At 65.7% G+C, this 25273-nt stretch carries 24 protein-coding genes; 21 read left to right on the top strand and 3 right to left on the bottom strand.

What is annotated here, in order from left to right:
* Position 1: 1 nt before the first annotated feature.
* The 4 genes from AUR65_RS15455 (at position 2) to AUR65_RS15440 (ending at position 3561) form a co-directional block, all read left to right on the top strand.
* A complete protein-coding gene (locus AUR65_RS15455) occupies positions 2-1024 on the top strand; it encodes an ABC transporter permease (RefSeq protein WP_058567745.1) in 1023 nt (340 codons plus the stop codon).
* 45 nt (positions 1025-1069) lie between these two features.
* Positions 1070-2140, top strand: coding sequence for an ABC transporter ATP-binding protein (locus AUR65_RS15450; RefSeq protein ID WP_058567744.1), 1071 nt, complete (start codon positions 1070-1072; stop codon positions 2138-2140).
* Positions 2137-3198 carry an ABC transporter ATP-binding protein gene (locus tag AUR65_RS15445; protein ID WP_058567743.1) on the top strand — a complete coding sequence of 354 codons (1062 nt, stop codon included), beginning with the start codon at positions 2137-2139 and terminating at the stop codon, positions 3196-3198. Before AUR65_RS15450 ends, AUR65_RS15445 begins: the two co-directional genes overlap by 4 nt.
* A gap of 144 nt (positions 3199-3342) precedes the next feature.
* Positions 3343-3561, top strand: a complete 219-nt coding sequence (locus AUR65_RS15440; RefSeq protein WP_058567742.1) for a hypothetical protein — start codon at positions 3343-3345, stop codon at positions 3559-3561.
* 129 nt (positions 3562-3690) lie between these two features.
* Here AUR65_RS15440 and AUR65_RS15435 read toward each other — a convergent pair whose 3' ends face one another.
* Together AUR65_RS15435 and AUR65_RS15430 are read right to left on the bottom strand one after the other, a co-directional pair.
* Positions 3691-4821, bottom strand: coding sequence for an enolase C-terminal domain-like protein (locus AUR65_RS15435; RefSeq protein WP_058567741.1), 1131 nt, complete (start codon positions 4819-4821; stop codon positions 3691-3693).
* A 107-nt stretch (positions 4822-4928) separates the two neighbouring features.
* A complete protein-coding gene (locus AUR65_RS15430; protein WP_084816470.1) occupies positions 4929-6356 on the bottom strand; it encodes a sulfatase family protein in 1428 nt (475 codons plus the stop codon).
* 56 nt (positions 6357-6412) lie between these two features.
* Between AUR65_RS15430 and AUR65_RS15425 the strand changes: the two genes are divergently transcribed.
* Together AUR65_RS15425 and AUR65_RS15420 are read left to right on the top strand one after the other, a co-directional pair.
* Positions 6413-8029 (top strand): glycosyl hydrolase family 28 protein, encoded by a 1617-nt coding sequence (locus AUR65_RS15425; protein WP_332888743.1) that lies wholly within the window; start codon positions 6413-6415, stop codon positions 8027-8029.
* Between the two features lie 169 nt (positions 8030-8198).
* Positions 8199-8615, top strand: coding sequence for a GlcG/HbpS family heme-binding protein (locus tag AUR65_RS15420; protein ID WP_004041071.1), 417 nt, complete (start codon positions 8199-8201; stop codon positions 8613-8615).
* Positions 8616-8705: 90 nt separating this feature from the next.
* Here AUR65_RS15420 and AUR65_RS15415 read toward each other — a convergent pair whose 3' ends face one another.
* Entirely contained in the window at positions 8706-9575 is an 870-nt protein-coding gene (locus tag AUR65_RS15415; protein WP_058567739.1) for an SMP-30/gluconolactonase/LRE family protein, read from the bottom strand.
* 712 nt (positions 9576-10287) lie between these two features.
* On the opposite strand from AUR65_RS15415, the gene AUR65_RS15410 reads away from it, so the two are divergent.
* From AUR65_RS15410 to AUR65_RS15345, 15 genes are all read left to right on the top strand, one after another.
* On the top strand, positions 10288-12027 hold the full coding sequence (locus AUR65_RS15410) for an ABC transporter substrate-binding protein (protein ID WP_233194389.1): 1740 nt from the start codon (positions 10288-10290) through the stop codon (positions 12025-12027).
* Positions 12024-13055 (top strand): ABC transporter permease, encoded by a 1032-nt coding sequence (locus tag AUR65_RS15405; protein WP_058567738.1) that lies wholly within the window; start codon positions 12024-12026, stop codon positions 13053-13055. Before AUR65_RS15410 ends, AUR65_RS15405 begins: the two co-directional genes overlap by 4 nt.
* Positions 13052-13951 carry an ABC transporter permease gene (locus tag AUR65_RS15400; protein WP_058567737.1) on the top strand — a complete coding sequence of 300 codons (900 nt, stop codon included), beginning with the start codon at positions 13052-13054 and terminating at the stop codon, positions 13949-13951. Before AUR65_RS15405 ends, AUR65_RS15400 begins: the two co-directional genes overlap by 4 nt.
* Complete coding sequence (locus tag AUR65_RS15395) at positions 13948-15060, top strand: ABC transporter ATP-binding protein (protein WP_058567736.1); 1113 nt, start codon at positions 13948-13950, stop codon at positions 15058-15060. The genes AUR65_RS15400 and AUR65_RS15395 overlap by 4 nt, the downstream gene beginning before the upstream one ends.
* Entirely contained in the window at positions 15053-16126 is a 1074-nt protein-coding gene (locus AUR65_RS15390; RefSeq protein ID WP_058567735.1) for an ABC transporter ATP-binding protein, read from the top strand. The genes AUR65_RS15395 and AUR65_RS15390 overlap by 8 nt, the downstream gene beginning before the upstream one ends.
* Positions 16123-17214, top strand: a complete 1092-nt coding sequence (locus tag AUR65_RS15385; RefSeq protein WP_058567734.1) for a DUF917 domain-containing protein — start codon at positions 16123-16125, stop codon at positions 17212-17214. Before AUR65_RS15390 ends, AUR65_RS15385 begins: the two co-directional genes overlap by 4 nt.
* Positions 17207-18751, top strand: a complete 1545-nt coding sequence (locus AUR65_RS15380; protein ID WP_058567733.1) for a hydantoinase/oxoprolinase N-terminal domain-containing protein — start codon at positions 17207-17209, stop codon at positions 18749-18751. The genes AUR65_RS15385 and AUR65_RS15380 overlap by 8 nt, the downstream gene beginning before the upstream one ends.
* Positions 18751-19839 carry a DUF917 domain-containing protein gene (locus AUR65_RS15375; RefSeq protein ID WP_058567732.1) on the top strand — a complete coding sequence of 363 codons (1089 nt, stop codon included), beginning with the start codon at positions 18751-18753 and terminating at the stop codon, positions 19837-19839. The genes AUR65_RS15380 and AUR65_RS15375 overlap by 1 nt, the downstream gene beginning before the upstream one ends.
* On the top strand, positions 19836-20951 hold the full coding sequence (locus AUR65_RS15370) for a DUF917 domain-containing protein (protein WP_058567731.1): 1116 nt from the start codon (positions 19836-19838) through the stop codon (positions 20949-20951). Before AUR65_RS15375 ends, AUR65_RS15370 begins: the two co-directional genes overlap by 4 nt.
* A gap of 213 nt (positions 20952-21164) precedes the next feature.
* Positions 21165-21695 carry an Lrp/AsnC family transcriptional regulator gene (locus AUR65_RS15365; protein ID WP_058567730.1) on the top strand — a complete coding sequence of 177 codons (531 nt, stop codon included), beginning with the start codon at positions 21165-21167 and terminating at the stop codon, positions 21693-21695.
* 73 nt (positions 21696-21768) lie between these two features.
* Entirely contained in the window at positions 21769-22440 is a 672-nt protein-coding gene (locus AUR65_RS15360; RefSeq protein WP_058567729.1) for a helix-turn-helix domain-containing protein, read from the top strand.
* 247 nt (positions 22441-22687) lie between these two features.
* Positions 22688-22846, top strand: coding sequence for a hypothetical protein (locus tag AUR65_RS19765; RefSeq protein ID WP_158250846.1), 159 nt, complete (start codon positions 22688-22690; stop codon positions 22844-22846).
* A gap of 140 nt (positions 22847-22986) precedes the next feature.
* A complete protein-coding gene (locus AUR65_RS15355; RefSeq protein ID WP_058567728.1) occupies positions 22987-24036 on the top strand; it encodes a zinc-dependent alcohol dehydrogenase family protein in 1050 nt (349 codons plus the stop codon).
* Between the two features lie 339 nt (positions 24037-24375).
* Positions 24376-24531, top strand: coding sequence for a hypothetical protein (locus AUR65_RS19760; protein WP_158250845.1), 156 nt, complete (start codon positions 24376-24378; stop codon positions 24529-24531).
* 37 nt (positions 24532-24568) lie between these two features.
* Positions 24569-25243, top strand: a complete 675-nt coding sequence (locus AUR65_RS15345) for a helix-turn-helix domain-containing protein (RefSeq protein ID WP_199180620.1) — start codon at positions 24569-24571, stop codon at positions 25241-25243.
* Positions 25244-25273 lie beyond the last annotated feature (30 nt).

The following is a 25273-nucleotide window of genomic DNA, read 5'->3' as shown; positions in this document are numbered from 1 at the left end:
CATGAGCGAAGCACATTCCGACTCGTTCGACCTGAAGGACCTCTACGACGAAGACATCGACCCGGACCCGGAATCGCGGGCCGACCGCGCAAAGCGGTTCCTCGAGATGAACGTCGTCGCACCCGCGCGCATCGCGGTCGATGACTGGCGCGCGCTCGTCGGCGGCGCGATTCTCGCGTTCTTCCTCCTCATGGGAACCGTCGGCGTCTGGCTCGTCGAGCGGCCGACAAGCGGTGACGCTCCCGTTCTCGCCGCGCCGTTCGAATCGCTCGCGTACCCGCTCGGCACCGACGTGTTCGGCCAGCCGATTCACGCCCAGCTCATCCACGCGACGCCGGGCATGTTCAAGATGATCTTCGCGGGCGCGGTCGTGAGCGTCGGCTTCGCCGCCCTCGTGGGCGTCGTCGCCGGCTTCGAACACGGCACGCGTATCGACTCGTTCCTGATGACCATCACCGACGTGGTCATCACGATTCCGGGCCTGCCGCTCATCATCGTCATCACGGCCATCTTCCAGCCCGAGAACCCCTACATCGTCGGGGTCTTCCTCGGCATCGACAACTGGCCGGGACTGGCGCGGACCGTCCGCTCCCAGGTTCTGAGCATCCGCGAGGAGTCCTACGTCGAGGCGTCCGAAATCATGGGCATCCCGCTGTCGTCGATTCTCCGGCGGGACATCCTCTCGCAGCTCATGCCGTACGTGATGATAAACGGGGCGCTCACCTCTCGACGCATCATCTTCGAGTCCGTGGGCCTGTACTTCCTCGGCATCCTGCCGTTCACCACGTTCAACTGGGGCGTGATGATGAACCTCGCGTACGAGGGCAACGCGCTCACCCGCCCGGACATGCTCCCGTGGATGGTCGCGCCCATGGTCTGCATCTTCCTGCTGTCGTTCGGGCTCGTGCTCCTGTCGCAGGGGCTCGACAGCCTGTTCAACGTCCGCCTCCGGGCCCGCCACGCGAAAACCTCGAAGAAAGGCACCTCGAAGAACAACCAATCGCAGGCGACCGGCGGGGACTGACCCCGTGCCAACACCTATTACCAGACGATGACTACCAACCAAGCAATGCGAACGTCGAATCAGAACGACTCGGACCCGGACCAAGACGTCGTGTTCGAAGTCCGCGACCTGGAGGTCACCTTCGGGACCAACCGAGGCGAATCGAGAGTCGTCCGCAACGTCGACTTCGATATCTACCGAAACGAGACGCTCGGCATGGTCGGCGAAAGCGGCAGCGGAAAGTCGATGACGTCGTCCGCGTTGATGAACGCGGTCGTCAGCCCGGGCGAGACCTCCGGCGAGGTCACCTACTACCCGCCCGACGGCGGCGAGCCGATTTCCGTGCTCGACCTCGACGAAGAGGAGCTTCGGAAGTTCCGCTGGGGCGAAGTCGCCATGGTGTTCCAGGGCGCGATGAGCTCGTTCAACCCCGTCAAGAAGGTCCGCGGCCACTTCCGGGAGACCCTCGAAGACCACAACCGCGACGTGGAAGCGGGGCTCGAACGCGCCCACCAGATTCTGGGCGACCTCTACTTAGACCCCGACCGCGTCCTCGACTCGTACCCCTACGAGCTCTCGGGCGGGATGAAACAGCGCGCGCTCGTCGCGCTCGCGCTCATCCTCGAACCGGAGGTGCTCGTGATGGACGAGCCGACCGCCGCGCTCGACCTCCTGATGCAGCGCTCTATCGTCTCGCTGCTCAAGGAGCTCAAAGAGGAGTACGACCTGACGATTATCTTCATCACGCACGACCTGCCGCTTCTCACCAAGCTCGCCGACCGGCTCGTCGTGATGTACGCGTTCGACATCGTCGAAATCGGCTCGACGGAGGAGATTCTCTACGACGCGGCGCACCCCTACACGCGGTCGCTCCTCAACGCGACGCCGGACCTGAACGCGCCCATCGAGGAGATGCAGTCCATCTCGGGGGCGAAGCCCGACCCGGTGACCAACATCCCGGGCTGTTCGTACCGGCCGCGGTGCCCGATGGCCGACGAGTCCTGCGCGGAGGCGGAGCCGCCGATGGCAGACCGCGGAAGCGGCCACCGAACCGCGTGTTTCTACCACGACGACGTGGCCGACGAGATTCCGATTCCCGCGATGGAAGCGGCCGAAGAGGGCGGTGAGTCGGAATGAGCGTCGACAACTCCATCCTCTCGGTGGACGACGTGTCGGTCCACTTCACCGACAGCAGCGGCTTCCTCGGCCTATTCGGCGAGCGACAGACGGTCCGCGCCGTCGACGGTATCTCGCTCGACATCGGCGAAAACGACGTGGTCACGCTCATCGGCGAGTCCGGCTGCGGCAAATCGACGCTCGGGAAGACCATCATCGGCGCGCAGGAGCCGACCCACGGCTCGATTACCTACCGCGGACAGGACATCTGGGAGGCGAAAAACAGCCGCGACCCCGACATCCCGTTCTCGGAGATTCGGCGGTCGCTCCAGATTATCCACCAGGACCCCGGCAGCGCGCTGAACCCGAACCAGCGCATCCTCACCTCGCTGATGCTCCCGCTGAAGAAGTGGAACCCGAACCTCGGCGAGGAGGAGCGCCGAAAGCGCATCTACGCGCTCCTCGAACGCGTCGGACTCACGCCCGCCGAGGACTTCGTCGAGCGGTTCCCCCACCAACTTTCGGGCGGCGAGAAACAGCGCGTCGTGCTGGTTCGGTCGCTGCTGTTGAACCCGGACGTCATCCTCGCCGACGAGGCCATCAGCGCCCTCGACGTGAGCCTTCGGGTGGAGATGATGGACCTGATGCTCGAACTGCAGGACCTGTTCAACACGTCCTACGTCTTCATCAGCCACGACCTCTCGAACGCACGGTACATCGCCGAGAAGTCCGGCGGCCGCATCGCCGTCATGTACCTCGGCCGCATCGTCGAAGTCGGGCCGATAGAGCAGGTCATCGGCGACCCCCAACACCCCTACACGCAGGCGCTGAAGTGGGCGACGCCGAACCTCTACGAGGGCGACGAGGACGACGACCTCCCGATTCGGAAAATCGACATCCCCGACCCGACGAACCGGCCCAGCGGCTGTCACTTCCACCCGCGCTGTCCGAAGGCGCGCGAGGTCTGCAAGACGAACGACCCGGGCGCGTTCGAAGACGAGAACGGCCACGCCGCGCGGTGTTTCCGCGCCGACGACACCCACGAGTACTGGGACAGTCCGAGCATCGTCGACGACTGAACCACACCCGTCCGCAACCGCCGCAACCGCTCAGCCCGTTTTCCGACCGCCCCGTTTTCGCCCCGCAGAGCCGTGCGAGCAGGTCGAACGACGCCCGCACGAACAGTATCTATTTGTGTGCGGAGAGCTACCGTGTGAGTACGTATGTCAGTCAACGCATCGCGCGTGCCTTCGCTCCGGAAGGTCGCGTCGTCGAACCGGAACTTCATCATAACTGTGCTCTCCGGCGTCTTCATGGTCCTCCTCGCGCGGTTCGTCCTCGACGGGACGCTCGCGGGGATGTTCGGCGTCTGGGGCATCTCGCTCGTCGGCGTCGGCATCGGCGGCTTCCTGCTGCTCCGGCTCTGGGGCTCGTACAATTGACCGCGGAGTTCCGACACCAGCACCGACCGTCGAACTGAATCACCGACCCGAAAAACAGCGTGCAGCGTCCCGCAAGCGACCGCCGTCGCGCCTCGTTTCTCTCCCGTCTCGTCTCGCCGCCCGACGCGGTTACTCGACGCGGTTGGCGTCGATGTAGTCCCAGTCGAACGCGTAGCCGAGGCCGGGCGTCTGCGGCAGTTCGACCACGCCGTTCTCGTCGATTTCGTCCGGCGGGTGTTCGAGGCCGGGGAAGTACGTCTCGTAGTCGTGTTTCGGGTGCAGGAGGCCGCGCTCGTAGTACCGGCCGGGGAACGCCATCGTCCCGAGCAGTTGGAGGTTGGGCGCGTCGCGGCCGTGAATCTCGCACTCGATGTTGAACGACTCACAGAGGCCGACCGCCTTCAGCGCCGGCGTGATGCCGCCCACGTCGTAGACGCCGACGCGGATGATATCGGCGATGTCCCGCTTAATCCACTCCGCGCGGGTGTGCATCCGACCCTCGGCGGTCTCGGGGCCGACGACGGCGATGTCGAGTTCGTTCGAGAGCCACTCGTAGGAGGACATCGAGTGTTCGTCCATCGGCTCCTCGATCCAGCGGAAGTCGAGGTCTTCGAGCGCCTTCCCGATTTTCTTGGCCTCGCTCCGGCTGTAGAAGTGGTGGGCGTCGAGCATGAGGTCGATGTCGTCGCCGACGCGCTCGCGGACCGCCCGACAGGCGGCGATGTCCTGTTCGGGGTCGTCGCCGAACGGCGGCATCCACGTGTGGAGCTTGACGGCCTGATAGCCCTCCTCGACGAGTTCCTCGGCGAAGTCGGCGTACGCCTCGGGCGAGCCGAGTCCGTCGGGGTCGTCGTCGCCGACCATCGTACTGCCGTACGCCGGGACCGAATCGCGGGCCGCGCCGATGAGTTGGTAGACCGGGAGACCGGCGTCCTTGCCAGCGATGTCCCAGAGCGCGCAGTCGATGGGCGCGACGCGCTTGTCGGTGAGCGTTCCCTTGTTCAGTCGCTCGGCGCGGCAGAGCAGTTGCCAGAGCTTCTCGCGGTACAGCGGGTTCTCGCCGACGAGGTGCTTCTTGGCGAACTCGTTGGCCGCCTCGTGGCCGCCGCGGCAGTAGCCGTCGGGGCCGCCGTCGACGACGACGTGCGTGATGGTCCGCGTCGACTCCCTCGGCTCGCCGGGGTGGCCGTGGCCCTTCTCGTCGGGGTCGATGTGGGACTCACAGCTGAACCGGATGGTACGGATGTCGCTGATCTCCATTCGTGGTAGTCGGTTACGCGGAACGGTCATAAAAGTACGGCGGGACCGGCGATTTCGGGGACCGGACGGCGGAAAGAGTGGGAAGAGAACCCGGAGACACCGGTCCGTCAGTCCAGCACGTCCGCCGGCTGCTCGGGATACGGCTCGCGGACGAGCCGACCCATGTCGATTTCCTGGTACGGCGCGCGTCGGAGCGTCCCGTTCTCGACGAACTCGTCCGCGCCCGCGTCGGTCAGTTTCGCCGCCAGCGCGTCGCGGAGTTCGGCGACGACCTCGGGGTTGTCGGCGGCGCATTCGTCGAGTTCGTTCGGGTCGGCCGCGAGGTCGAACAACTGTTCGCGGCCGCCGTTGCGCATGAACACGTACTTCCAGCGACCCTCGCGGACCATCCCGGTGAAGTTCGGCGGGAGCCGCGGCGTCCGATGGTAGCCGAACAGCCGCTCTCTCGGCTCCGCGTCGCCCCGAATCGTCCCGAGCACGTCCACGCCGTCGCGGAGTTCCTGGTCGCCCGCGGCGGTCGTCGCGATGCCGAACAGGTCGGTGAGCGACACGAGGTCGTCGCGGCGGTCGCCCTCCGGTAGCTCCGCGGGCCAACTCACGAGGAACGGGACGCGACACGACGACTCGAAGAACGACGACTTCTCCCAGCCGCGGTGGTCGCCGAGGAGTTCGCCGTGGTCCGAGAAGAAACAGATGAGCGTGTTGTCCGCGTCGTCGCGGGCTTCGACCGCGTCAAGCAGGCGACCGATTCGGCGGTCGACCTCCGAAATCATCCCGTAGTAGTACGCCTTGATGACCCGGACGGTGGTGTCGTCGATGCCGCCCTCGCGGGTCGTCCAGAAGTGGTGGTTCTGGGTGGGTATCTTCTCGTCCATGTGGTCGGTTTCGAGGTCGCCTTTCACCGGGTTTTCGAGCCGCTCGGGGTCGTACATCCGGTCGAAGGGCGGCGACGGCGCGAACGGCGGGTGCGGCGGTTCGTACGAGACGAGGCCGAAAAACGGCTCGTCGGTGTCGCGGCCGATGAGGTCGACCGCGCGGTCGGTCATCCAGGCCTCGTAGTTGTCGTCCGGCGGGAGCCGGTTCTGTTGGGGGAGGTGGACCATCGCGCCCTGTCGGGCAGTCGTCTTGACCTCGTGGCCGGTCTCCTCGCGGAACGCCTCGAAGCTCAGGTGGTGGTCGTAGCCGAGGTCGATGTCGCGCGGGTGGGCGTGGTACTTCCCGACGAGGAACGTCCGGTAGCCCCGCTCGCGCATGCTTCGGGCGAGGAAGGGGCCGCACCGGTCTTCGAGGTGTCGCGCGTCGCGCTTTTCGTTCCCGAGATAGCCCGTCGAGACGGCCTCACAGCCGGTTCGAATCGTGTGCCGCGCCGGGATGCAGATTGGGTCCGGCGAGTAGGCGTTGGTGAAGGAGACGCCGCGGTCGACCAGTCGGTCGATGTTCGGGGTGTGGATTCGACTGTTTCCGAGCGCCTGAATCGTGTCCGACCGTTGCTGGTCAGTCATCACGAACAGGACGTTTGGGCGAGCATCACTCACGGCCGAACTCCGACCACCAGTAGTATAAAGATAGGCCACCGCGACGGTACGGGTACATGCCACCCGCAGCGAGTGCCTTCGACGTGACAGCCTACGCCGACGAGACGGACGACCTCCAGACCGAGGCGTTCCAGACCGCCATCGACGACTGCTCGGAGTCCGGCGGCGGAACCGTCACCGTCCCCAGCGGAACGTACACCGTCGGAACCGTTCACCTCCGAAGCGACGTGACGCTCTATCTGGAAGCCGGCGCAGTCGTCAGCCCCGCGAAAGACGAGGCCGAGTACACGGACAAGTTCATCGGCCCCGACAACGAGCGCATCTTCTTCCTCGCCGAGGACGTTGAGAACGTCACCATCGCCGGCGAGGGCGAGTTCGACGGCCTCGGGACCGAGTTCATGCGGATGGACACGCCTATTCAGGGCCACTCCAACGAGAGCGCGTCCCACCCGCTCATCTCGAACGGCCCCCACGAGGCGAGACAGGGCGACGCCTACCTCTCGCGGACGAAGGGAACGGACGGCTGGCCGGTCGCCAAGCCCGACTTCCGCCCCGGCCCGATGTTCCGGTTCAACAACTGCACGAACGTCCGCATCCGCGACGTGACCATCCGCGACATGCCCGCGTGGACGCTGTCGTTCCACGGGACCGAGGAGGTCGATATCCGCGGCGTCGACATCCTCAACCACCTGCTCATCCCGAACTGCGACGGCATCGCGCTCGGCGACACGAAGAACGTCCACATCTCCGACTGCACCATCCAGTCGTGCGACGACAGCATCACCTTCGGCGCGCGGCCCGACGAGCCGGTGACCTGCGAGGGCATCGTCGTGACGAACTGCACGCTCCGGTCGAGCGCCTGCGCAATCAAGTTCGGGTCGGGCACCGACGACACGATTCGCGACTGCCTGTTCCAGAACATCGTCGTGCAGGAGTCGAACCGCGGCCTCGGCATCCAGCACCGCGACTCGGGCGTCGTCGAGAACGTGCTTTTCACCGACATCGTCGTCAACTCCAACATGCTCCCCGGCCCGTGGTGGGGCAAGGGCGAGCCCATCTACGTCACGTCGGTCCCGCGGGACGACGACACCGACCTCGGCGGGATTCGGAACGTTCGCTTCTCGAACATCGTCGCGCGCAGCGAAAACGGGGCGCTCGTCTACGGTTCCGAGGAGTCCGATATCGAGACCATCGAGTTCGACAACGTCCGCATCGAACTCACCGGGAGCGAGCACGCCGACGAGGTAGGCGGCAACTTCGACCTCCAGCCGAGTTCGGTCGTCACGCCAATCTTCGCCAACGACATCGCCGGCGTCCACGTCGAGAACGCCCGCGACGTGACGATGCGCGACGTGACCGTCGAGTGGAACGAAGGCGACGACCTGCCCGACTACTACCGGAGCGGGCTGGCCTGCGAAGACGTAGACGGCCTGCTCGTCGACGGCTTCGTCGGCCGACAGGCCCACCGCGGCGACGACGCGGCGGCGATTTCGCTCGCCGACACGACGGACATCACGGTTCGGAACTCGCGGGCGACCGAGGGAACGGGGACGTTCCTCTCGCTTTCGAACACGGACGGCGAACGCCTGTTCGTGAACAACGACCTCATCGACGCGGACGCCGCAGGCGACGTGGAGTCGTTCGAGCGGTCGGGGAACGCCCTCCCGCGATAACCCGTACGTTCAAGCCGACGCGACCACGACGGACGAACGCGAAAACGCGCAGTCGAGCCCGCGGCGTTCGATTCGGTTCGAATAGCCGTATCGCCGTCTGTGGCCGTTCCAGCGGCGTTTCTCCCCGTGAACGGTGGGTTTTTGCTCCGAGCCGCCGACGGTCGAGTCGATGGTACAAGAGCTGACGCTAGCCGAAGCCAAGACGATTCTCGACGCGATGGAGGAGAAAGCCGAGGAACTCGGCGTCCCGCTGAACCTCGCGGTGACGAACAGCGAGGGCAACCTCCTCGGCTTCCGCCGGATGGACGGCGCGAAGCTCGTCGCGAGCAACATCGCACAGAACAAGGCCTACACCGCGGCCGCGGTCAAGAAGCCGACCCACGAACTGAAGGAAGGAGCCGAACCCGGCGGCGACGTGTACGGCCTCCACACGACCGACAACGGTCGCGTCGTCGTCTTCGGCGGCGGGTTCCCGGTCGAACACGACGGCGTCGTCGTCGGCGCGGTCGGCGCGAGCGGCGGCGCGGTGTCCGAAGACATGGAAGCGTCCCAAGCGGGGCTCGACGCGTTCGAACCGCTCCGCTGAGACGACCGCGTCGGAGTCGCCGAGTTCGGTTTCGGTTTCGGTTCCGACGACATCCAATCCAGCGTATCTGTCCTCACGGTCCCTTTTCGGTCAGAACCGAACGTACGCCGAGCGGTCGGTCTCGGCCGCGTAGAGGCACCCCGTCATGTCCGCGACGTAGAGCGTCGAGCCGTCCGGCCCGCCGAGCGTGCAGTTCGTCGGGCGGTTCTCGGGGAACGGGTGACGTTCGAGCACCTCGCCCGACGGGGAGAACACGTAAATCGATGGCCCCGGACCGCTTTTTTCCCAGCCGGCGCAGGCGACGATATCGCCCGACTCCGCGAGCGTCATGCCGTCGATGCCGCGGTGGTCGCCGAAGTCGTGCAGTATCTCGCGGGGGCCGAGCGACCCGTCGTCCCGAATCGGGTAGGCCCGCAGGTCGGTCTCTTGGTCCGGGCCGTAGGTGCATTCTGCGACGTACAGTCGCGATTCGTCCGGCGAGAGGAGGATGCCGTTCGGGCGGTCCATCTCGTCGGTGAGGTGGACGAGTCGCCAGTCGTCGCCCGCGTCCGCATCCACCCGCTCGGCGCGGAAGACGGAGGTGTGGCCGAGCAGTCCACGGTCCTTGTCGTCGGGGTCGGTGAACCAGACGTCGCCGGCGCGGTCGATTTCGAGGTCGTTCGGCCCGTTGAGCGGCGTCCCCTCGAACTCGTCGACGACGACCGACGCGGGTTCGTCCGGGGCCAGCACGGCGATTCGGTGGCCCTCGGCCTCGCAGGCGTACAGTTCGCCGTCGAGTCCCTCGTGGAGGCCGACCGCGCCGGCGGTCGAGTCGATGTAGACGCTCGTCTCTCCCGTCTCGGGGTCGTATTCGAGAACCTGATGCTCCTTGATTTCCGTGAATCGAACCGCGTCGCCGGTCCAAATCGGACCCTCGGTCGCCCGGAACGGACCCGCGACTCGCTCGAACTCCCATGCCATCGACTGGTCGTTCTTCCCACGGGGGCTTAAACGTCGTCCGACTCAGTTCACGTGCCAAATTGTCAACTGAATTTCCGATTTTAGAATCACTTCTGTGAGATGGAACGGGGCGAACAGCTCGGTCGAAGCTACGCCGGAGACACGGGTCGGAACAGTGGGAAATCAGAATATCAATTGAAAGATAGCTTTAGAAAAATATAAACTATCAAGTATTTTTGAGTGACCGATTGCTAAACTACAATACCCAACAAATAGCTCTCGTATAGAGTGATTTTCAAATAATTGCCCGCTGTCGGAGTTTAAATTCTTTTTTGTGAACACAAATAGAGTGTATCGAGATGCCGTGATTAAAACTCATCAAATCTCAATATACAGTTGTTTTCTGAGAGTAGTTCGTGTTTGAGCGACCGACAACTGTATAGCCGGGAACGGGCTCTCGTCGCAGTAACGGGGGAAGTGCGGTCGAGAGCGGCGAACGAGCGCCAGCGGGCGGGAAACTAATCCGCCAGTCGTCTACGACAGCCGGCGAAGTGCTGCGGAAGGTCGTGCAGTCTATCGATTGCGGAGCCGCGACCGGTCGTGTGGCAGACGACAGACAACCACATTGTTCCATATTGTTCACAGAGTATTCCGATTTGAACCGAGAATATTGTTTTAGGTTACTATACGGTACCTTTATGTTCCATTGCACCTCTGTGAGAATGAGTAACGTATGTCGAGAAAAGACATCACACAGATGCGGTCGCAGGTGGGGTCGGAATCTGTCCGCGCACGGTTCGGAGACGCGGCGAGTCGGCGGAACTTCCTCAAGGCCCTCGGGACGGCCGGAATCGCAGGTCTCGCCGGTTGTTCCGGCGGCGGCGAGAGCTATGACGGCCAAGAACAGACCACGGCCTCGGGTGGGGACGACGAGAGCACGGAGACGGAGACGTCGTCCGGCGGCGACTCGGGCAGTTCGACGCTCCGCATGAGCGCGACCCAGCGCTTCGGGACCGTCGACCCCGCGAAGGGGACCGACTACACGCAGGTGCTCGCGTTGGTCAACCTCTACGACCCGCTCGTGTTCCCCGACACGGAGGGGAACCTACAGGGACACCTCGCCGAGGACTGGACCGTCTCGGACGACAACCAGACCTACACGTTCACGCTCCGCGAGGGCGCGACGTTCCACAGCGGCAACCCCGTCACGGCGGAGGACGTGCAGTTCTCGGCCGAGCGCTTCCTCGATATCAACCAGGGCTACTCGTCGCTGCTCGGGAACGTGCTCTCGAAGGAGAACGTGACCGTCGAAGACGAGCGGACGGTGTCGTTCACGCTCGACCGCGTCCACTCGCCGTTCCTCGCGACGCTCGTGCTCCTGTTCGTCGTCGACAAGCAGTTGGTCCTCGACAACGCCGAGGACGGCGACTTCGGCGACCGCGGCGACTACGGCCAGTCGTTCCTCAACGACAACGACGCCGGCTCCGGCCCGTACGAACTCGCGGGCTTCGAGCGGCAGGCGCAGATTTCGTTCAGCCGCTACGCCGACTACTGGGGGTCGTTCAAAGACGGCGCGTACGACAACGTCGTCGTCCAAATCATCACCAACGACCCGACGGTTCGCTCGCTGATGAAAACGGGCGAACTCGACATGTCGAGCCAGTACCAAAGCGAGGAGACCTACGAGGCGCTCGCGGCCGAAGACGACATCCGCGTCGAGTCGGTGCCGACGGTGACGACGTTCTACTTCAAAATCAACACCCAGAAAGCCCCGACCGACGACCCCGCCGTCCGCGAGGCGATGGCCTACGGCTTCGACTACGAGACGGCGCGCAACGAAATCGCGCCGGGGTCGCTCCCCGCGCAGGGGCCGCTCCCGACGTCGTTCGGCGTCCACAACGACGACATCGTCCAGCCGACCTACGACCCGGAGCGCGCGCGGCAGATTCTCGCCGACGCCGGGTACGAGGAAGGTGACATCACCGTCCAGAACACCTACGTGAAGGACTACGGCCTCGAAGAGAAGATGGGCCTGCTGTTCCAGCAGAACATGGACGAAATCGGCATCAACGTCGAGTTGAACCCGCAGACGTGGGGGACGATGACCGAACTCGCGACGAGCGTCGAGGGGACGCCCCACATCAACCAGGTGTTCTACGGGCCGGTGTATCCCTCGCCCGACACGGTGTTCTACAACCAGTACCACTCCGAGGCGGCCTCGACGTGGATGAGCATGGAACACCTCGAAGACGAGAACGTCGACGCCCTCATCGACGAGGCGCGCTCGACGGTCGACGCCGACACCCGCGCCGAACTGTACGCCGAGGTGCAAGCGCGCATCGCGAACCAGTACCCCGACCTGTTCATCTTCGTCCAGTCGAAGAAGCACGCCTTCGCCGACGACGTGCGGGGCTACACCTTCCGGCCGTCGATGAGCTTCGACTACTGGTTCCCCGACTTCTACCAAGAATGAAGTACTGGCAGTATCTCGTGCGCCGGCTCGCGGGCATCCTCGTGAGTCTCATCGGCCTGTCGATAATCATCTTCACCACGTCACGAGTGCTCCCCGGGAACCCCGCGCGAATGGCCCTCGGCGCGCTCGCGTCGGAAGAACAGGTGCAGGCACTCGCCGCCGAGATGGGGCTGAACGAGCCGATTCCCATCCAGTACCTCGACTACATGCGGGGCCTGCTCGTCGGCGACCTCGGGACGAGCCTCGAGACGAAGCGCGCGGTCAGCACCGACATCGTCTACTACCTGCCGGCGACGCTCGAACTCATCACGGTGTCGATGTTCCTCACCATCGTCATCGGGATTCCGCTCGGCGTCATCGCCGCGCAGAACAAAGACGGGTTCGCGGACAACGCGACGCGGCTCGTCGCGTTCTTCAGCGTGAGCGTGCCCGGCTTCTTCATCGCGATCATGTTCCAGCTGATATTCGGCTACCTCCTCGAATGGCTCCCCATCACGGGGCGGCTCGGCTCGGAGTTCGGCTCGGGCGTGTCGCGGTTCACGGGCTTCCTGCTCGTGGACACCCTGCTGTCGGGGAACCTCGCGGCCCACGTCGACGCGTGGGCGCACATCATCCTCCCGGCGCTCGCGCTCTCGCTCGCCGGCATCGGACAGGTGATGCGCATCACTCGGTCGAGCATGATAGACGTGAAAGACCAGGACTACGTCGAGGCCGAACGCGGCTTCGGCCTCCCCTCGTGGCTCGTCACGTACAAGTACACGCTCAAGAACGCGTTCATCCCGACGCTCACGATTCTGGGACTCCTGTACGCCTCGCTTCTGGGGAACGCGTTCCTCATCGAACTCGTCTACTCGTGGCCCGGACTGGCGTCCTACGGCGTCACCGCGGTGCTGAACAACGACTTCAACGCCGTCGTCGGCGTCACGATGACCATCGGCGTCGCGTTCGTGAGCATCAACTTCCTCGTCGACGTGCTGCTGGGTCGCGTTGACCCCCGCATCAGACTGGCGATGGAGGAGGCGACATGAGCGCCGAGTCAGCGAGCGTCCTCGACCGGGTCGTCTCGGCCGAGCGCCGCGAACTCTGGCAGCGGTCGTGGAAGCGCTTTACCAGCAGGCCGATGAGCGTCGTCGGTCTCGGCATCATCGTCGCCATCGTCCTGCTCGCCGTCTTCGCGCCCGTCGTCGCGCCGTACCCCGAACACGCCGGGAAGTTCACCGACTTCTCGAACACGCTCCAGCCGCCGAGCCTCGACCACCCGCTGGGGACCGACCACGTCGGCCGCGACGTGCTCTCGCGCATCCTCTTCGGCTACCGGCTGTCGCTCATGCTCGTGGCCGTCGTCCTCGGCTTCGGCGTCCCCGTGGGCGTGCTCCTCGGCCTCGTCGCCGGCTACTACGGCGGCTGGACTGAGACGATTATCATGCGGGCGACCGACACGGCGCTCGCCTTACCGCCGCTCGTGATGGCGTTGGCAATCACGTCGGCCTTGGAGCCGACGCTGACGAACGCGATGATAGCCATCGCGGCGCTGTGGTGGACGTGGCACGCCCGCCTCGTCCAGAGCATCGTCGCCAGCGAGCGCAGCGAGGAGTACGTGCAGGCCGCCAAGCTCGCCGGCGCGAGCACGCCGCACATCCTCTTTCGGGAGATTCTCCCGAACACGCTGTCGCCGATTCTGGTCAAGGTGACCCTCGACGCGGGCTTCGTCATCCTCATCGGCGCGGGCCTGTCGTTCATCGGCGTCGGCGTCCAACCGCCCCAGCCCGGCCTCGGGACGATGGTCAGTCAGGGGACCTCCTACCTGCCCGATTCGTGGTGGGTGAGCGTCTTCTCCGGGCTCGCCATCTTCGTCCTCGTGATGGGGTTCAACATGCTCGGCGACGGCCTGCGTGACCTCTTCGACGTGGAGGTGAACCGATGAAACTCGACGAGCCGGTCGCCGAGAACCCGCTTTTGACCGTCGAAGACCTCGAAGTCGGGTTCGAGTCGTTCGACGGCCTCGCGGAGGTCATCGACGGCGTCAACCTCTCTATCGGGAAAGGCGAGGTCGTCACCATCGCCGGCGAGACCGGCTGCGGCAAGTCGGTGACGATGAAGTCCATCCTCCGCCTGCTGAATCAGCCACCGGCCCGCGTGAACGGCGAAATCACGTTCGACGGGACGGAACTGCTGTCGCTTTCGGACCGCGAGTTCGAGCGCGTCAAGGGCCAGCGGATGAGCCTCGTCTTCCAGGACCCGATGTCGAGTCTGAACCCGACGTTCACCATCGGGGAACAGCTCACCGACACCGCGCAGTTCGGCGGCGACAGCGACACGGGCGTCGTGGAGTTCTTCCGCCGCCGCTTCAGCGGCGAGCGCGACGAGGCGCGCGAGCGCGTCTTGGAGATGCTCCGCGAGGTCCAGATGCCGGACCCCGAGAACATCATGGACTCGTATCCCACCCAGCTGTCCGGCGGGATGCGCCAGCGCGCGCTCATCGCGCAGGCCCTGCTGAACGAGCCGGACCTGCTCATCGCCGACGAAATCGGCACCGCGCTGGACGTGACGATTCACGACCAGATTCTCGACCTGCTGAAGGACCTCATCGAGAACCACGACCTGAGCGTCCTGATGATCACCCACAACCTCGGCGTCGCCCGACAGGTGAGCGACCGCGTGTACGTCATGTACGGCGGCCGCATCGTCGAGACCGCACCGACAGAAGAGCTGTTCGAGAACCCGAAACACCCCTACACGCAGGGGCTCATCGCGTCGATTCCGCGCCTGACGGGCGACGAGATGGCGACCGGTATCGACGGCTCGATTCCCGAGTACCTCGACCCGCCGCCGGGCTGTCGGTTCGCGCCGCGGTGTCCCTACGCCACCGCCGAGTGCGAGGAGGCCCGCCCGGAGATGTACGAGCGCGGCCCCCAGACCGGCGTCGAGTGCGTCCTCTACGACGAGGCCGTCCCGGCGTCCGAGCGGCCGACCGTCGAGGAGACCCGGAGTCACATGACCCGGCGACCGGGCAAGCAAACGGGGGGTGACTGACGTGTCCGAACCCCTGCTCGACGTCGACGACCTCGAGAAGTACTTCCCCGTCAAAAGCGGCATCATCAAGCGCACGTCCGACTACGTGAAAGCGGTCGACGGCGTCTCGTTCGACATCGACCGCGGGGAGACCCTCGCGCTCATCGGCGAGTCCGGGTCCGGAAAGAGTACGGTCGCCCGGACGATTATCGGCCTGACCGGCGCGACCGGCGGGACCGTCAGATTCGACGGCGAAGATATCACGAACGCGACCGACGAGCAACTGGCTCGCCTCCGGTCGCGCGTCCAGATGGTGTTTCAGGACCCCACGTCGAGTCTGAATCCCCGGCGGACCATCGGCAAGTCGCTCGCGGTCCCGCTGAAGGCCCGCGGCGTGCCGACGTCCGACCTCCGGGAGCGCGTGGTCGAACTGCTCGAACGCGTCGAGTTGAACGACGAGTACTGGAACAAGTACCCCCACGAGCTCTCGGGCGGGCAGAAACAGCGGGTGAACATCGCCCGCGCGCTCGCGGTCGAGCCGGAACTGCTCTTGCTCGACGAGCCGACGAGCGCCCTCGACGTGAGCGTGCAGGCGAAGATTATCGCGCTCCTCGAGGACTTACAGGAGGAGTTCGGACTCACCTACCTGTTCATCACCCACGACCTCTCTTTGGTCCGCAACTTCGCCGACGAGACGGCCGTGATGTACCTCGGCGAGATTCAGGAACGCGGCCCCACGGAGGAGGTCTTCCAGCGGCCGCGACACCCCTACTCCCGGGCGCTCCTCTCCGCGATTCCGGTCACCACCGACGAGGAAGAGGCGTACAAGCCGCGGCACGAACCGCTCCGGGGCGAAATCCCCAGCCCGCGGGACGTGCCCACGGGCTGTCGGTTCCACACGCGGTGTCCCTACGCGACCGACGCGTGTTCGGCCGACGAACCGCAGTTCGTCGCGGTCGACGCCGGCCCCAGCGTCCGGTGTCACATCTACGACGAGGCGTACGCCGACACGTTCGACGACGTGCCCGAGGTGGCCGTCGCGGCGGTAGCCGACGAGAGGGTCGCATCGAACACCAACGAGCCATGAAGATAACCACAGACAACATCGACGACTTCGCAACCGGCGCGACCGTCCTCGGGACGGGCGGCGGGGGCGACCCCTACATCGGGAAGCTGATGGCACAGCAGGCAATCGAAGAGCACGGTCCCGTCGACCTCATCGACCCGCGAGACGTGCCCGACGACGCGCTCGTCATCCCGAGCGCGATGCTCGGCGCGCCGACCGTGATGGTCGAAAAGATGCCGAAGGGAACCGAGGCGCTCTCCGCGTTCGAGGCGCTCGAAACGCACCTCGGACAGGAGGCCTACGCGACGATGAGTATCGAGGCGGGCGGGCTGAACAGCACCGTCCCCATCGCCGTCGCCGCCGCGCTCGGACTTCCCCTCGTGGACGCCGACGGCATGGGCCGGGCGTTCCCCGAGGTGCAGATGGTGACGCTCACGATGGGCGGCGTCAGCGCCACCCCGATGAGCATCGCCGACGAGAAGGGCAACTCGCTTCTCGTGAACACCGTCAGCAACGAGTACGCCGAGGCGTTCGCCCGCGTGACGAGCATCGAGATGGGCGGCGCGTGCATGATCGGTACCTACGCGCTCTCCGGCGCGGAGGTCCGCGAGCACGCGATTCTCGACTCGATGTCCCTCGCCCACGACATCGGCGAGGCGATTCGCACCGCGAAGCACCACTCGCGGGACCCTGTCGAGTCGGTCCTCGAACTCACGGACGGCTACGAGCTGTTCGCGGGGAAGATAACCGACGTGGAGCGCCGGACCGAAGGCGGCTTCGCGGTCGGCGAGGCGACCCTCGACGGCATCGACGACTGCGAGGGACGGACGTTCACCCTCGACTTCCAGAACGAGAACCTCGTCGCCCGCGACTCCGAGCGCGGCGTCGTGGCGAGCACCCCCGACCTGATTACGGTCGTGGACGCCGAGACGGGCGACCCCGTCACCACCGAGCGACTCGCCTACGGCCACCGGGTGCGGGTCATCGGGATGCCGTGTTCGCCGAAGTGGCGGACGGACGAGGGACTCGACCTCGTCGGCCCGGCGTACTTCGACTACAGCATCGACTACGAACCAATCGAAACTCTCCAGCAACCCACGAATGACTGACTACCGAATCGGAATCGACGTCGGCGGCACCAACACGGACGCCGTCGTCATGGACGGCGACGACAACCTCCTCGCGAAGACGAAGACCCCCACGACCGAAGACATCACCTCGGGCATCCTCAGCGCCCTCGACGTGGTCCTCGACGACAGCGGCGTCTCCGAGGACGAACTGGACTACGTGATGCTCGGCACGACCCACGCGACGAACGCCATCACGGAGCGGCGCGGCCTCAACGAGGTCGGCGTCATCCGCATCGGCGCGCCCGCGACCCAGAGCATCCGCCCGCTTCTCGAATGGCCCGACGACCTCGCCGAGGCAATCGGCAACAACGTCGCCATCCTCGACGGCGGCCACGAGTTCGACGGCCGCCTCCTCAACGACCTCAACGAGGAGCAGGTCAGAGCGCAGATTCGCGAGTTCGCTGACGTGGACGCCTTCGCCGTGACGAGCGTCTTCTCGCCCGTCCGCGACGACCACGAGACGCGGGTCGCCGAACTCATCCGCGAGGAGGTCGGCGACGACGTACCCATCTCCGTCTCGAACGAAATCGGGAGCGTCGGCCTGCTCGAACGCGAGAACGCGACGGCGCTCAACGCCGCGCTCACCAGCGTCGCCTCGGAGGCCGCGAACGCCTTCGTCGAGGCGATGGACGAACGCGGTATCGACGCGAACCTCTACTTCGGCCAGAACGACGGGACGCTGATGAGCGTCGACTACGCCATCCGCTACCCCATCTTCACCGTCGCCAGCGGCCCCTCGAACTCGGTCCGGGGCGCGGCGTACCTCTCTGCGGTCGAAAACGGCATCATCGTCGACGTCGGCGGCACGACGACCGACGTGGGCGCGGTCACCGAGGGATTCCCCCGCGAGAGCAGTGTCGCCGTCGAAATCGGCGAGGTGAAGACCAACTTCCGCATGCCCGACATCATCGCCATCGGCATCGGCGGCGGCTCCATCGTCTCGACCGACGACGGCGTCACCGTCGGCCCCCAGAGCGTCGGCTACAAACTGACCGAGGAGGCGAGGTGTTTCGGCGGCGAGACGCTGACCGCGACCGACCTCGAAGTCGCCGCGGGCACCATCGACATCGGCTCCGAGACGCCGGACGTGGACGCGGAAATCGTCGAGGCCGCCCGCGAGTACGTCAGAGAGCGCGTCGAGCGCGAGGTCGACCGCATGAAGACCAGCGCCGAACCCGTCCCCGTGGTCATCGTCGGCGGCGGGAGCATCCTCGTCCCCGACGACATCGCGGGCGCGAGCGAGGTCCACAAGCCCGACCACTACGAGGTCGCAAACGCCGTCGGCGTCGCCATCGCGCAGGTCTCCGGCGAGGTCGACCGCATCTACAGCCTCGACGAGATGGACCGCGAGGAAGCCATCCAACACGCGAAAGACGAGGCCACGGACAACGCGCTCGCCGCCGGGGCGGACGCCGACAGCGTGGACATCGTCGACGTCGAGGAGGTCCCGCTTTCGTACCTGCCCGGCAACGCGGTGCGAATCAAGGTGAAAGCCGCCGGGGCGCTCGACCACTAATGACGGTCGAAATCGGCGTCGAGGAGATAGAAGACATCGCGCTCGGGGCGACCGTCCTCGGCACGGGCGGCGGGGGCGACCCCCACGTCGGCAAACTCGTCGCGAAGCAGGCCATCGAGGAGTTCGGGCCCGTCGAACTCCTTCCCCCGGACGACCTGGACGCGGACGACTTCGTCATCCCGACCGCCCAGATGGGCGCACCGACCGTCTCGGTCGAGAAGCTTCCGGGCGGGCAGGAGGCCGTCGCCTCGATGGAGCGCATCGAGCGCGAACTCGGGAAGACCGCCGACGCGACGATGCCAATCGAGTGCGGCGGCATCAACTCGACGTTCCCCTTCGCCGTCGCGGCCCGCCGCGGGCTCCCCGTGGTCGACGCCGACGGCATGGGTCGGGCGTTCCCCGAACTCCAACACGAGACGTTCAACATCTACGGCGTCAGCGGGACGCCCGCCGCCGTCAGCGACGAGCGGGGGAACTCCTGTCTCATCGAGACGGACGACAACGACCAGTTGGAGTGGCTGGCCCGCGGCGTCACGGTCAGGATGGGCGGCGTCGCCTACGTCTCCGACTACCCGATGACCGGGGCGCAGGTCAAAGAGACGGCCATCCCCGGCACGATGTCGCTCGCCCGAGACCTCGGCCGCGCGCTCCGACTCGCCGAGGACGACGCGATGGACGCCATTCGCGAAGTGACCCGCGAGTCGATTTACGGCGAGGCGCGGTCGCTGTTCGAGGGGAAAATCGTTGACGTCCAGCGCCGCACCGAGCGCGGGTTCGTCTTCGGCCACGTCGATATCGACGGCCTCGACGCCGACGAGGGGGCGGCGATGCGCATCGAGTTCCAAAACGAGAACCTCGGCGCGGCCGTCGACGGAAGCTACGTGGCGACCGTCCCCGACCTCATCACCGTCCTCGACCGCGAGACGGGCGGCCCGATTCCGACCGAGAGCCTCCGGTACGGGGCGCGAGTCCGCGTGCTCGGTATCCGAACGCCCGAGATAATGCGGACGCCCGCCGCGCTCGACGTGTGGGGGCCGGGGTCGTTCGGCCTCGACGCGACCTACGAACCACTCGCGGACCACCCATGAGTTTCGACATCCCACACCTGACGGAGGTAACGCTCGACGACCTCGAAGCGCTCGGCATCGGCGCGGGCATCCTCGGCACCGGCGGCGGGGGCAACCCCCGCCTCGGCCGACTGCGCCTGCAGACGCTCCTCGAAGACGACGCCTACCCCGACTCGGTCGAACTGGTCGACCCGCGGGACCTGCCGGCCGACGCCACCGTGGCGAGCGTCGGCGGCATGGGCGCGCCCACCATCAGCGTCGAGAAGTTCGCCGGCGGCGACGAGGAGGTGCAGTCGCTTCGGGCCATCGAGGACCTCTCCGGCGAGACGGTCGACGCGCTCATCCCCGGCGAAATCGGCGGCGCGAACAGCATGGCCCCGCTGTGCGTGGCGGCGATGACCGACCTCCCCGTGGTCGACGCCGACGGCATGGGCCGGGCGTTCCCCGAACTCCAGATGGACACGTTCTTCATCTACGGGACGCCCGTGAACTACGCGGCGACGACCGACGAGCGCGGCAATCAGGTCGTCTACCGGGACATCGACTCGGCCAAGCGCCTCGAAGACCTCGCGCGGGCCATCACCGTCCAGATGGGCGGCCGCTCGGGCTACGCCTTCCCGCTCATGACCGGTGAGTTCGTCTCGGAGTACGCGGTTCCCCACACCGTCTCGCTCGCCACCGAACTCGGTCGGGCGGTCGAACGCGCCCGCGACGCCGGCACCGACCCCGTCGACGCCGGCCGCGAACTCCTCGGCGGCGAGGAGTTATTCGCCGGGAAAATCGTTGACGTGCACCGCCGCAACCGCGACGGCTTCGCGCTCGGGAGCGTCACCCTCACCGGGTTAGACGAGGACGCGACCCTCGAAATCGAGTTCCAAAACGAGTTCCTCGTCGCGCGGGACGACGACGGCGACCTTCTCACGACCGTCCCCGACCTCATCTGCCTCGTCGACACCGACACCGGCGCGCCGGTCATGACCGACGCCCTGCGGTACGGCCAGCGCGTCCGCGTCCTCGGCGTGCCCGCGCCCGAACTGCTCACGACGCCCGAAGCGCTCGACGTCATCGGTCCCGAGGCGTTCGGGTACGACGTCCCCTACGACCCGCTTCCGCGGGACGAGACCGGGTGGTGACGCCGCGGTCGCCGCAGTCCCACCGCCGTCCTAACCGCTGAATCGCCCTCGAAGCCGCGTTTCGCGCGGCGTCCCGCGACCGAACCAGAACCAACTCGTACCACCACCCAGTCCCCGACGCGTGAACTAGCCGATTCGACACAACTCATGTGTCGTTTTGATTCGTTTGCGCCACCAGCAGTTTCAAATCGAACCCCGCAAATATAACCGACCATGGAAAACCCCGAACTCACGTCCGCCGACACCCCGTCCGACCCGAACACGCCGGAGGCGGTCCTCGAAAACTACCTCGACGAGCACGACTACGAGATATTCCGCGCGCTCAACGAGAACGGCCGCATCTCCGACACCGAACTCGCCGAGCGCGTCGGCCTCTCCCGGACCGCGGTCCGTCGCCGACGCGAGAAACTCCAAGAGAGCGACGTGCTCGAAATCCTCGCGGTCATCGTCCTCCAAGAGGCCGACCTCGCCGACGCGCAGATACTCGTCTCGTTCAACCAGCACGTCTCCTCCGAGGTGCGGACCGAGTTCATCACGATGCTCATCGACGAGGGGCTCGTCTACAACACGAGTTCCTGTCTCGGCGAGTACGACCTCATCTTCAGCGCGTGGCACACCGACCTGAACGCGCTGAAGGAGTACGTCTGGGACCTCTTCGACGGCGAGGAAATCGTCGATGACTACACCATCATCCCGCTTCTGAAGACGTGGAAAGCGTGGGACAAAGAGCTGGACCGCCCCTGATTCGAGGGGTCGAGTCGCCCCCGCTCCGGAGAGACCCAGAACGTTAACTCGCCGGACGGCGTGATACCTCACAATGGCTATCACCACGGAATTCGTCCTTCGGTCGACCTCGCTTCCGCTGGTCAGTATTCCGACCGCGCTACAGCCGGACGAGGTCGAGTGCGTTCACGCCCTCTGTCTACAGCCGGACGTGCAGATATTCACCGTGCAGTTCGAGAGAGAAGACGGCGTCACTAAGGCGGACCTCCTGTCGCTCGACGAGATTGCCGCGGCCGACGCAATCGGAGAGACCGCCGACAAGGACGTCTACAAGCTCACCGTCGAACTGGCGGAGTCAGTCTCGAAGGCGTTCGAGCCCGACTTCGAGGGCGCACAGCTCGAACCGACGGTCGTCACCGCCGACGGCTGGTACGAGACGAAGGTGTTCAAGCAGTACGAGGGGTTCAACGAGTTCCGACAGAGCTGTGAGAACCACGGTATCTCGCTCGACCTCGTGTCCATCACCTCGGAGGGGTCCCCGTCCGGCGGGTCGTCGGACAGCCTCACCGACCGCCAGCGGGAGGCCCTCACGCTCGCCGCCGAGCGCGGCTACTACGAGAGTCCGCGGCAGGTCACGGCCGAGGAGCTGGCGGCCGAACTCGGCATCTCGCAACCGTCGCTGTCGAGCCTGCTCCGGCGCGGCGAGCGGCAACTGATTACGTCCACGCTCGACACGCAAGCGCGGGCCCAAACCCCCACTCGGTAGCCACAGAGCGGCGCGGACCTCACTCGCCACCCGGACACAGACACGGGCCTGACTGGTTCGAGTACTTAACTGCGCTTTGGGTATAGCGTCGAAGCGAACCCGTTCGGTCCCGTCGTTCAGACTAGTGGCAGCAGATTCAGGAGACGGGCCGTGCGAACTGGTCGGCAGAATCGAATCGCGGTCAACGTGCCTCGACGGGCGAGCGGGCGAACGACCGGGAGCAACGCGAACCACCCCGTGGAGACGGATGACGGCAGAAGCCGTCCTGATACTGACGCTCATCGGTGTCGCGCGAATGGCGCTCCCGCCGGAACACCCCCTCCAGTTGGGCGTCGCGATGAGCACCGTGTACGTCGTACCGCTGCTCGCCCTCTCGGCGACGCTGTGGCTCAGCCGGTCAGGCTGACCCGACGAGATTCGAAGGCGACTTGCACCGCTGAGGAAGGTGACAACTCGCTTCGCTCGCCGCGGAGGTACTTAAGTGCACTATCAAGATAGCATCGAGCCCATGGTGGTAGCGCCCGCAGTGTACATCGTAGCTCACTCATGAAAACAGCAGTCTATCGAGGTCCGGGCGACATTCGAATCGAGGAGAAACCCGAACCCGAGATTCAAGAACCGACCGACGCGGTCATCCGCGTCACCCACACCGCCATCTGCGGGTCCGACCTCTGGTTCTACCGCGGCCACGAGGAACACGAGGAGGGCTCCGCCGTCGGGCACGAGCCGATGGGAATCGTCGAGGAAGTCGGCGAGGACGTCACGAGCGTCCAGCCGGGCGACCGCGTACTCGTCCCCTTCGCGTACAGTTGCGGGGAGTGCGAGTTCTGTCGCAAAGGCATCCACACCGCGTGTGTAGACGGCGGGTTCTTCGGTCCGCACGGCGGCGACGACAACGGCGCGCAGGCCGAGAAGGTCCGCGTCCCCCACGCCGACGGGACGGCCGTTCGGGTTCCCGAGCGATACGCCGACGACGAAGAAACGCTCAAATCGCTCCTCCCGCTCACGGACGTGATGTCGACCGGCCACCACGCCGCCGTCTTGGCGGACCTCGAAGCCGGTGACACCGCGGTCGTCATCGGCGACGGCGCGGTCGGACTGTGCGGCGTCCTCGCGGCGAAGCGCATCGGCGCAGAGCGCATCATCGCGGTCGGCCACCACGAAGACCGCCTGGAAGTCGCCCGGGAACTCGGCGCGACCGACACCGTCTCGTCCCGCGGGCAGGAGGCCGTCGAGGAAGTCCTCGAACTCACCAACGGCGGCGCGAACCACGTCCTCGAATGCGTCGGCGCGGCGTCGGCGCTCGAAACCGCCGCACAGGTCGCCCGCCCCGGCGGCTCCATCGGCGCGGTCGGCGTCCCGCACGTCGAGTCCGCCGACTTCCTCCAGCCGATATTCTTCAAGAACCTCTCGTTCTCCGCCGGCGGCGCTCCCGTCCGGAACTACATCGAGGAACTCATGGACGACGTGCTGCAGGGGACCCTCGACCCGTCGCCCATCCTGACGAAGACCGTCGACCTCGACGGCGTCCCGGAAGGCTATCAGGCGATGGACGACCGAGAGGCCATCAAGGTCATGGTGAAAGTCGGCGAGTAAGCCACACTCCACACCGAATCCGGGACGCGCCCGGATAGGCGTCCGTTCCAGCGGGGCCTATCCCCCACCTCCCCAAATCCAATCCACCACCATCACCACCACGCTGTCAGAGGCACGCCAACTGGGTCTCGCTCCCCTTTTCGGAGGTACTGTTCGGACGTTCGACGCGCAGTCGCCGGGGAGTGACGGACACCGCTGTCGTCGTACAGCAGGGGCCCGCCGCCGGGTCCGGCTTAAATGGGCTTTGTGAACAGCATCACGACCAAACGAGGCAAGACCCAAACGACGACCCAAGACGGACGCAACACGGCACCGAACGCGACACCCGACTCTCGAACGATGAAAACAACCGACCTCAACAACGGCGTGGAGATGCCGAGTCTCGGATTCGGCACGTGCCAGACAGACGACCTCGACGGAGACGAGAGCCAGTTCTTCAGTCACCGCGGCCCGGAGATGGTGAGACAACCGAGCGAGATCGAGTACGACAGCTAACCGCACCGCCGCACCCGCCGAGAGACACGCCACCACCATGACCATCATCACGAACCTGCACCTCAGATCCCCGTCGCTCCCCCTCGTTAGCATTGCCGAATCGACCCGAGCGGGCGAGATAGAGTGCATACACGGGCTCAGCCTACAGCCGGGGCTCCAACTGTTCATCGTCGGCATCGACGCCGACGAGGACGTGTCCGAAGCGCGCCTCTCGGCGTTCGACGAAGTGGTGGAGGCGACGGCGCTCGGTCGGTCGAGCGGGAAGACGATTTTCAAGCTCACCGTCGAACTCGACGAGGCGGTGTCCGACGCCTTCGACGGGAGTACGGACGCGGCGTTGATGGACTCGATACTCGTCACGCCCGCGGGGTGGTACGAAGAGAAGCTGTTCAAGGACTACGCCGCGCTCAGCGAGTTCCAGACGGCGTGCCAGGGAGGCGATATCGACGTCGAGATTATCTCGCTCAACCACGACCGGACGTCGTTCGAAGACGATTCCCCGTACGGGCTGACCAAGCGCCAGCACGAGGCGCTGACGCTCGCGCTCTCGCGCGGCTACTACGAGCGACCGCGACGGGTCACCGCGGCCGAACTCGCCGAGGAGTTGGATATCTCACAGCCCTCGATGTCGGACCTCCTTCGACGGGGCGAACGCCAACTGCTGACGGCCACGCTCGACTCGCGCGGGTACATAAATACGCTCTCCAAGTAGTGTCACACCCAAGGGAGTGACCGTCGTCTT

Origin of the sequence: Haloferax marisrubri (assembly GCF_001469875.2) — an archaeon.
Lineage (GTDB): Archaea > Halobacteriota > Halobacteria > Halobacteriales > Haloferacaceae > Haloferax > Haloferax marisrubri.
The sequence above is the reverse complement of the archived record's forward strand: the minus strand, read 5'-3'. Positions and strand labels throughout refer to the sequence as shown.

Excerpts from the sequence above, each read along its gene's own strand:
- AUR65_RS15455 (WP_058567745.1), top strand. The coding sequence starts at position 2 with ATGAGCGAAGCACATTCCGACTCGTTCGACCTGAAGGACCTCTACGAC.
- AUR65_RS15450 (WP_058567744.1), top strand. The coding sequence starts at position 1,070 with ATGCGAACGTCGAATCAGAACGACTCGGACCCGGACCAAGACGTCGTG.
- AUR65_RS15445 (WP_058567743.1), top strand. The coding sequence starts at position 2,137 with ATGAGCGTCGACAACTCCATCCTCTCGGTGGACGACGTGTCGGTCCAC.
- AUR65_RS15440 (WP_058567742.1), top strand. The coding sequence starts at position 3,343 with ATGTCAGTCAACGCATCGCGCGTGCCTTCGCTCCGGAAGGTCGCGTCG.
- AUR65_RS15435 (WP_058567741.1), bottom strand. The coding sequence starts at position 4,821 with ATGGAGATCAGCGACATCCGTACCATCCGGTTCAGCTGTGAGTCCCAC.
- AUR65_RS15425 (WP_332888743.1), top strand. The coding sequence starts at position 6,413 with ATGCCACCCGCAGCGAGTGCCTTCGACGTGACAGCCTACGCCGACGAG.
- AUR65_RS15420 (WP_004041071.1), top strand. The coding sequence starts at position 8,199 with ATGGTACAAGAGCTGACGCTAGCCGAAGCCAAGACGATTCTCGACGCG.
- AUR65_RS15415 (WP_058567739.1), bottom strand. The coding sequence starts at position 9,575 with ATGGCATGGGAGTTCGAGCGAGTCGCGGGTCCGTTCCGGGCGACCGAG.
- AUR65_RS15410 (WP_233194389.1), top strand. The coding sequence starts at position 10,288 with ATGTCGAGAAAAGACATCACACAGATGCGGTCGCAGGTGGGGTCGGAA.
- AUR65_RS15405 (WP_058567738.1), top strand. The coding sequence starts at position 12,024 with ATGAAGTACTGGCAGTATCTCGTGCGCCGGCTCGCGGGCATCCTCGTG.
- AUR65_RS15400 (WP_058567737.1), top strand. The coding sequence starts at position 13,052 with ATGAGCGCCGAGTCAGCGAGCGTCCTCGACCGGGTCGTCTCGGCCGAG.
- AUR65_RS15395 (WP_058567736.1), top strand. The coding sequence starts at position 13,948 with ATGAAACTCGACGAGCCGGTCGCCGAGAACCCGCTTTTGACCGTCGAA.
- AUR65_RS15385 (WP_058567734.1), top strand. The coding sequence starts at position 16,123 with ATGAAGATAACCACAGACAACATCGACGACTTCGCAACCGGCGCGACC.
- AUR65_RS15380 (WP_058567733.1), top strand. The coding sequence starts at position 17,207 with ATGACTGACTACCGAATCGGAATCGACGTCGGCGGCACCAACACGGAC.
- AUR65_RS15375 (WP_058567732.1), top strand. The coding sequence starts at position 18,751 with ATGACGGTCGAAATCGGCGTCGAGGAGATAGAAGACATCGCGCTCGGG.
- AUR65_RS15370 (WP_058567731.1), top strand. The coding sequence starts at position 19,836 with ATGAGTTTCGACATCCCACACCTGACGGAGGTAACGCTCGACGACCTC.
- AUR65_RS15365 (WP_058567730.1), top strand. The coding sequence starts at position 21,165 with ATGGAAAACCCCGAACTCACGTCCGCCGACACCCCGTCCGACCCGAAC.
- AUR65_RS15360 (WP_058567729.1), top strand. The coding sequence starts at position 21,769 with ATGGCTATCACCACGGAATTCGTCCTTCGGTCGACCTCGCTTCCGCTG.
- AUR65_RS19765 (WP_158250846.1), top strand. The coding sequence starts at position 22,688 with ATGACGGCAGAAGCCGTCCTGATACTGACGCTCATCGGTGTCGCGCGA.
- AUR65_RS15355 (WP_058567728.1), top strand. The coding sequence starts at position 22,987 with ATGAAAACAGCAGTCTATCGAGGTCCGGGCGACATTCGAATCGAGGAG.
- AUR65_RS19760 (WP_158250845.1), top strand. The coding sequence starts at position 24,376 with ATGAAAACAACCGACCTCAACAACGGCGTGGAGATGCCGAGTCTCGGA.
- AUR65_RS15345 (WP_199180620.1), top strand. The coding sequence starts at position 24,569 with ATGACCATCATCACGAACCTGCACCTCAGATCCCCGTCGCTCCCCCTC.